This is a genomic window from Aquipuribacter hungaricus, assembly GCF_037860755.1.
Lineage (GTDB): Bacteria > Actinomycetota > Actinomycetes > Actinomycetales > JBBAYJ01 > Aquipuribacter > Aquipuribacter hungaricus.
Genome location: NZ_JBBEOI010000226.1, coordinates 1 through 5,554, shown reverse-complemented (window position 1 = coordinate 5,554; position 5,554 = coordinate 1). Strand labels below are relative to the sequence as shown.

6 protein-coding genes are annotated in these 5,554 nt (G+C 77.3%); 1 reads left to right on the top strand and 5 read right to left on the bottom strand.

Translation table 11 applies throughout. The features are described 5' to 3' along the window. The 5 genes from WCS02_RS16755 to WCS02_RS16735 all read right to left on the bottom strand — a co-directional run. On the bottom strand, positions 1–427 hold a 427-nt coding region (locus WCS02_RS16755; RefSeq protein WP_340295305.1), incomplete at its 3' end, for a DNA-3-methyladenine glycosylase. Beyond that, the gene (gene argH, locus WCS02_RS16750) at positions 424–1,869 is read right to left on the bottom strand and encodes an argininosuccinate lyase (protein ID WP_340295303.1); all 1,446 of its coding nucleotides are present in this window, start codon (positions 1,867–1,869) and stop codon (positions 424–426) included. The genes argH and WCS02_RS16755, both read right to left, overlap by 4 nt. Positions 1,870–1,972: 103 nt before the next feature. Continuing rightward, the gene (locus WCS02_RS16745; protein ID WP_340295301.1) at positions 1,973–2,533 is read right to left on the bottom strand and encodes an arginine repressor; all 561 of its coding nucleotides are present in this window, start codon (positions 2,531–2,533) and stop codon (positions 1,973–1,975) included. Continuing rightward, positions 2,530–3,477: an ornithine carbamoyltransferase gene (gene argF, locus WCS02_RS16740; protein WP_340295299.1), complete on the bottom strand. Its 948-nt coding sequence runs from the start codon at positions 3,475–3,477 to the stop codon at positions 2,530–2,532. Before argF ends, WCS02_RS16745 begins: the two co-directional genes overlap by 4 nt. Continuing rightward, complete coding sequence (locus WCS02_RS16735) at positions 3,474–4,778, bottom strand: acetylornithine transaminase (protein WP_340295297.1); 1,305 nt, start codon at positions 4,776–4,778, stop codon at positions 3,474–3,476. Before WCS02_RS16735 ends, argF begins: the two co-directional genes overlap by 4 nt. Before the next feature lie 79 nt (positions 4,779–4,857). On the opposite strand from WCS02_RS16735, the gene WCS02_RS16730 reads away from it, so the two are divergent. After that, the coding region (locus tag WCS02_RS16730; protein WP_340295295.1) for an asparaginase at positions 4,858–5,554 on the top strand (697 nt) is incomplete at its 3' end.

The window sequence follows — 5,554 nt, the reverse complement described above, 5'->3', positions numbered from 1 at the left end:
GGGCGAGGTCGCGCGCCCGCACGGCAGCGGGCCGCCGCACCCGGGCCAGCGGCTCCCCCGCGACGACCTCACCGGCACGGACGAGCACCGCGCCCGCCGGACCGCCCACGCCGGCGCCCCCGCCGTCGTGCTGGTCCGTCACCGGGTGGGCGACGACGTTCGCGCACCAGTGCAAGCCGTACGTGAAGTAGACGTAGAGCGACCCCGGCCGTCCGAACATCGTCGCGTTCCGGGGCCGCAGACCGCGGTGGGCGTGGGAGCCCGGGTCCTCGCCGGGCCCGGCGTAGGCCTCGACCTCGGTGACCCGCAGCACGACGTCACCGTCGGCAGACCCGGCGACGAGCAGGCAGCCGAGCAGCCCCGGCGCGACGACCTCGGGCCGGCCCCGCAGCAGCCCCGCCAGGTCGCCCGCCGGGAGGGCCGTCACCGACCCCTGTCGTCCTGCGCCCAGGCGCGAGCCTCGGCGACGGCCGCCCGCAGGGCCTCCCGCTGCTCCTGCACCCGGACCGGTGCGGTCCCGCCGACCGCGTCGCGCGAGGCGATCGCCCCGTCGACGTCGAGCACCCGGCGGACGTCGGGGCGCAGGTGGGGGCTGAGCGCGGCCAGGTCGTCGTCGGTCAGCTCGTGCAGCTCGATGCCGCGCTGCTCGCACACCTGGACGCAGGCGCCCGCGACCTCGTGGGCCACCCGGAACGGGACCCCCTCGCGCACGAGCCACTCGGCCACGTCGGTGGCCAGCGAGAAGCCCGCCGGCGCCAGCGCTGCCATCCGCGCGGTGTCGAAGCGCATGGTGGCGACCATCCCGGCCATCGCGGGCAGCACGAGCGACAGCTGCGCGACGGAGTCGACCACGGGCTCCTTGTCCTCCTGCAGGTCGCGGTTGTACGCCAGCGGCAGGCCCTTGAGCGTGGCGAGCAGGCCGGCCAGGTTGCCGATGAGCCGGCCGCTCTTGCCGCGCGCGAGCTCCGCGATGTCGGGGTTCTTCTTCTGCGGCATGATCGAGCTGCCGGTCGCCCACGCGTCGTCGAGCCGGGCGAACGAGAACTCGTGGGTGGTCCACACCACGACCTCCTCGGCCAGGCGCGACACGTCGACCGCGGTCATCGCCAGCACCCAGGCCGCCTCCGCCGCCAGGTCCCGCGACGAGGTGCCGTCGATGGAGTTCTCGACCGGGCGCGCGAAGCCGAGCTCGGCCGCCACCAGCGCGGGGTCCAGCCCCAGCGAGGTGCCCGCGAGCGCGCCCGAGCCGTAGGGGGACGCGTCGGCGCGCGCGTCGAGGTCGCGCATCCGGCCGACGTCGCGCAGCAGGGCCCAGCCGTGGGCCTGCAGGTGGTGGGCCAGCAGCACCGGCTGGGCGTGCTGCAGGTGGGTGCGCCCGGGCATGGCCGCCAGCGGGTGGGTGTCCGCCTGCGACAGCAGGGCGTCGACGAGGTCGGCCACGAGGGCGGCGGTCCGACGCACGGCGTCGCGCAGCCACATCCGCAGCAGGGTCGCGACCTGGTCGTTGCGGCTGCGCCCGGCGCGGAGCCGGCCCCCGAGGTCCGGGCCCAGCCGCTCGATGAGCCCGCGCTCGAGCGCGGCGTGGACGTCCTCGTCGTCGGGGGCGGGGCCGAAGCTGCCGTCGGCGACGTCGGCGGCCAGCCCGGCGATGCCGGTGAGCAGGCCGTCGCGCTGGTCGTCGGTGAGCAGGCCCGCGCGGTGCAGGACGAGGGTGTGGGCGGCCGAGGCCCGCAGGTCGTAGGGGGCGAGCACCCAGTCGAAGTGCGTGGACACGCTGAGCGCCGCGAGCGCGTCGGACGGCCCGCTGGCGAACCGGCCGCCCCAGAGGGCGCCCTGCGTCGTGCCGCCGGGGGTCGGGGTGCTGCTCACGGGAGCGTTCTCCTGTCGGTGGGGCCGGGTGGGTGCCGTCCGGGGGGTGCCGGTCGGGTGGTGCCGGCCCGGGTGGGGGGCGGTCAGGTCCGGGGCGAGCCTGTCACGGCGCGGAGGCCCCCAGGTCGAGGAAGCGCTCGGCGACGGCCGGGCCGCCCGCCGGGTCCCGGGTGATGACCAGGACGGTGTCGTCGCCGGCGATGGTGCCCAGGACGCCCGCGACCACCGCGTGGTCGACGGCCGAGGCCAGGAACTGCGCCGCCCCGGGCGGGGTGCGTAGGACCACGAGGTTGGCGGAGGCCTCCGCGCTGACGAGCAGCTCGTGGCAGCGGCGGGCGAGCCGGGCCTCGAGCACGTCGTCGGGCACGTCGGACACGGGGGTCGCGTCGCCGCCCTCGCCGGGGACGGCGTAGACGAGGCTGCCGTCGGGGTGCCGCACCTTGACCGCCCCCACCTCGACGAGGTCGCGCGAGAGCGTGGCCTGCGTGACGGTGTGGCCGGCCTCGGCGAGCGCCTCCCCGAGCTGGGTCTGGCTGCGGACCGCCCGGCGGCTGATGACGTCCACCACGGCGGCCTGCCGGGCTGCCTTGGACCGGACGACCGCGCGCGGCCCGTCGCCCGGGGGCGGGCCGTCCCCGGGGACCGTGCTGCCGCCGGTGCTCACGCCCGGCCCTGGCGCAGCAGCCAGACCAGCAGCGCCTTCTGGGCGTGCAGCCGGTTCTCGGCCTCGTCCCACACCGCCGTCCCCGGCGCGTCGAGCACCGAGGCGTCAATCTCCTTGCCGCGGTAGGCGGGCAGGCAGTGCAGGACGAGGGGGTCGGTGCCGGCGGCCGCCACCGCCGCCTCCGTGAGCGCGAAGGGCACGAAGGGTGCCGAGCGGTCGTCGCTCTCGCCCTCCTGGCCCATGGACACCCAGGTGTCGGTGGCCAGGACGTCGGCCCCCTCGACCGCCACCCGTGCGTCCTGCGTGACGGTGACCGAGCCGCCGGTGTCCGCGGCACGCCGGCGGGCGGCCTCGAGCAGGTCAGGGCGCGGCAGGTACCCCTCGGGCCCGGCGAGCCGGACGTGCATGCCCGCCGTGGCACCGGCCAGGGCGTAGGAGTGGGCCATGTTGTTCGCCGCGTCGCCGAGGTAGGCGAGGGTGAGCCCGGCAAGGCGGCCCGTGCGCTCCCGGACCGTCTGCAGGTCGGCGAGCAGCTGGCAGGGGTGCACGTCGTCGGTGAGGGCGTTGACCACGGGGACCCGGCTCACCGAGGCCATGCGCTCCACCCGCTCGTGGGCGCCCGTGCGCCAGACGATGGCCGCGACCTGCCGGTCGAGCACGCGTGCGGTGTCCTCGACGGGCTCCCCGCGGCCCAGCTGGGAGGCGGCCGCGTCGATCACCAGGGGGTACCCGCCGAGGTGCGCGACGCCGACGGAGAACGAGACCCGGGTGCGGGTGCTCGGCTTGTCGAAGAGCACGGCCACGGCCTGGGGACCCTCGAGCGGACGCTCGGAGAACGGCGCCCGCTTGAGGTCGTCAGCCAGGTCGAGGACCTCCAGCAGTTCCTCGGGCGACAGGTCGTCGTCGCGCAGGAAGTGCCGGGGGGCGGGGGCGGTGCTGGTCATGAGGGTGCCTCCTGGCTGCCGGGGCCCGCCTGGGCGGCGGGCAGGACGGTGTCGAGCACGGCGGGCAGCGCGTCGACGAAGGACGTGGCCTGGGCGTCGGTGAGGACGAGCGGCGGGGCGAGCCGGACGGCGTCCGGGGCGACGGCGTTGACGACGAAGCCGGCGTCGAGGGCGGCGGCCGTGACCTCTGCGGCCAGGGGCCGGGTGAGCGTGACGGCCAGGAGCAGGCCCTCCCCGCGCACCCCGGCCAGCAGCGGGTGCCGGACCGCCCCGATGCCGTCGCGCAGCAGCGCACCCAGGTGCCGGGCCCGCTCCAGCAGCCCGTCGCGCTCGACGACGTGGAGGGTGGCCAGGGCGGCCGCGGCGGCGACGGGGTTGCCGCCGAAGGTCGTGCCGTGCTGGCTCCGCCCGAGCAGGCCCGCCGTGGCGGCGCCGTAGGCGACCACCGCCCCGCAGGGGATGCCGCCGGCCAGGCCCTTGGCCAGGGTGACGACGTCGGGGCGCATGGTGGGGTCCTCGGCGACGGCGTCGCCGAGGTGGTGGGGGTGCTGCCAGGCGAGCCACCGACCGGTGCGCCCGGAGCCGGTCTGCACCTCGTCCAGGACGAGCAGGGCGCCGTGCTGGCGGGTGAGCCGGCGCACCGCGGCGAGGTAGCCCGCCGGGGCGGGGCGGACACCGCCCTCGCCCTGGACCGGCTCGAGGACGACGGCGGCGACGGGGCCCGCCGACTCGTCGGCGAGCGCGGCGGCCATGGCGTCGACGTCGCCGAAGGGCACGTGCTCGACGCCGGCGGGCAGCGGCTCGAACGGCTCGCGGTAGGCGGCGGTGTGGGTGAGGGCGAGCGCGCCCATGGTCCGGCCGTGGAAGCCGCCCTCGGCCGCGAGGACCCGGGTGCGGCCCGTGCGCCGGGTGATCTTGAAGGCTGCCTCGATCGCCTCGGCGCCGGAGTTGCAGAGGAACACCCGGCTGCCGGCGGGGGCGTCGCAGGTGCGCAGCAGCTCCTCCGCGAGGCCGACCTGGACGGGGGTCGCCGCGAGGTTGGACACGTGGCCCAGGGTCGACAGCTGCGCGGTGACGGCGCCGGTGAGCGCCGGGTGGGCGTGGCCGAGCGCGGTGGTCGCGATGCCCGCCAGCAGGTCGGTGTACCGGGTGCCGTCGGCGTCCCAGACGTAGGCGCCCTCGCCGCGCACCAGGACGCGGGCCGGTCGGCCGTAGGTGCCCATGAGCGCCGCCGCGTGCCGGTCGAGCCACTGCTCGCCGACGGGGCGCTCCAGCGCACCCCGGGCTGTCGTCACCGTCATCTGCATGACTATACATGGCAACGCATGAACCCTCAGGAGCGCCTGCGGGCCCCGGCCCGCGTGTGGCAGGTTCCCCCGCGTGACCGACGACCTCGCTGCCCCTGCCGTCCCCGCCGACCCCGTGACGGCGGCCGCCGCGATGGTGGCCGCCGCGCGGCCCGCGGCGGTGACGCTGCGCAGCGGGGTCGTCGAGTGCCTGCACCACGGCGTGGGCGCGGCCGTGCGCCTGCCCGCGGGGGCCACGGACGACGTCGCCGGGGAGGTCGTCGCCTCGCTGGGGTCGGCCTCGCTCGTCGTGCTCCCCCGCTCCGCGCTCAAGCTGCTCCACGCCGTGGCCTTCCTCGAGGCCGGCCTGGACGTGGAAGACGAGCTCCTGGCGGTGACGTGCGCGAGCCACTCGGGCGAGCCCGGCCACCTCGACGTGGTGCGCCGCCTGCTCGCGCACGCCGGGCTGACGGAGGACGACCTGCGGGGCACGCCGGACCTGCCGATCGACGCCGAGGCGGCCCACGCGTGGCGGACCGCCGGGCACGGACCGACGTCGCTCACCCAGAACTGCTCGGGCAACCACGCGGGCATGCTCGCCGCGTCGGTCGCGGCGGGCTGGCCCACCGAGGGGTACACCGGGGCCGGGCACCCGGTGCAGCAGGCGATCGCCACGGCGACGGCCCGGCTCGCCGGCAGCGTCTCGCCGGAGGTGGCCGTCGACGGCTGCGGCGCCCCCGCGTTCGGCACCACCGTCGCCGGGCTCGCGCGCGCCTACGCCGCCATCGCCT

Bases quoted from the DNA above. Each gene is read 5' to 3' on its own strand.
- argF (WP_340295299.1), bottom strand. From the start codon at position 3,477: ATGACCAGCACCGCCCCCGCCCCCCGGCACTTCCTGCGCGACGACGAC.
- WCS02_RS16735 (WP_340295297.1), bottom strand. From the start codon at position 4,778: ATGACGGTGACGACAGCCCGGGGTGCGCTGGAGCGCCCCGTCGGCGAG.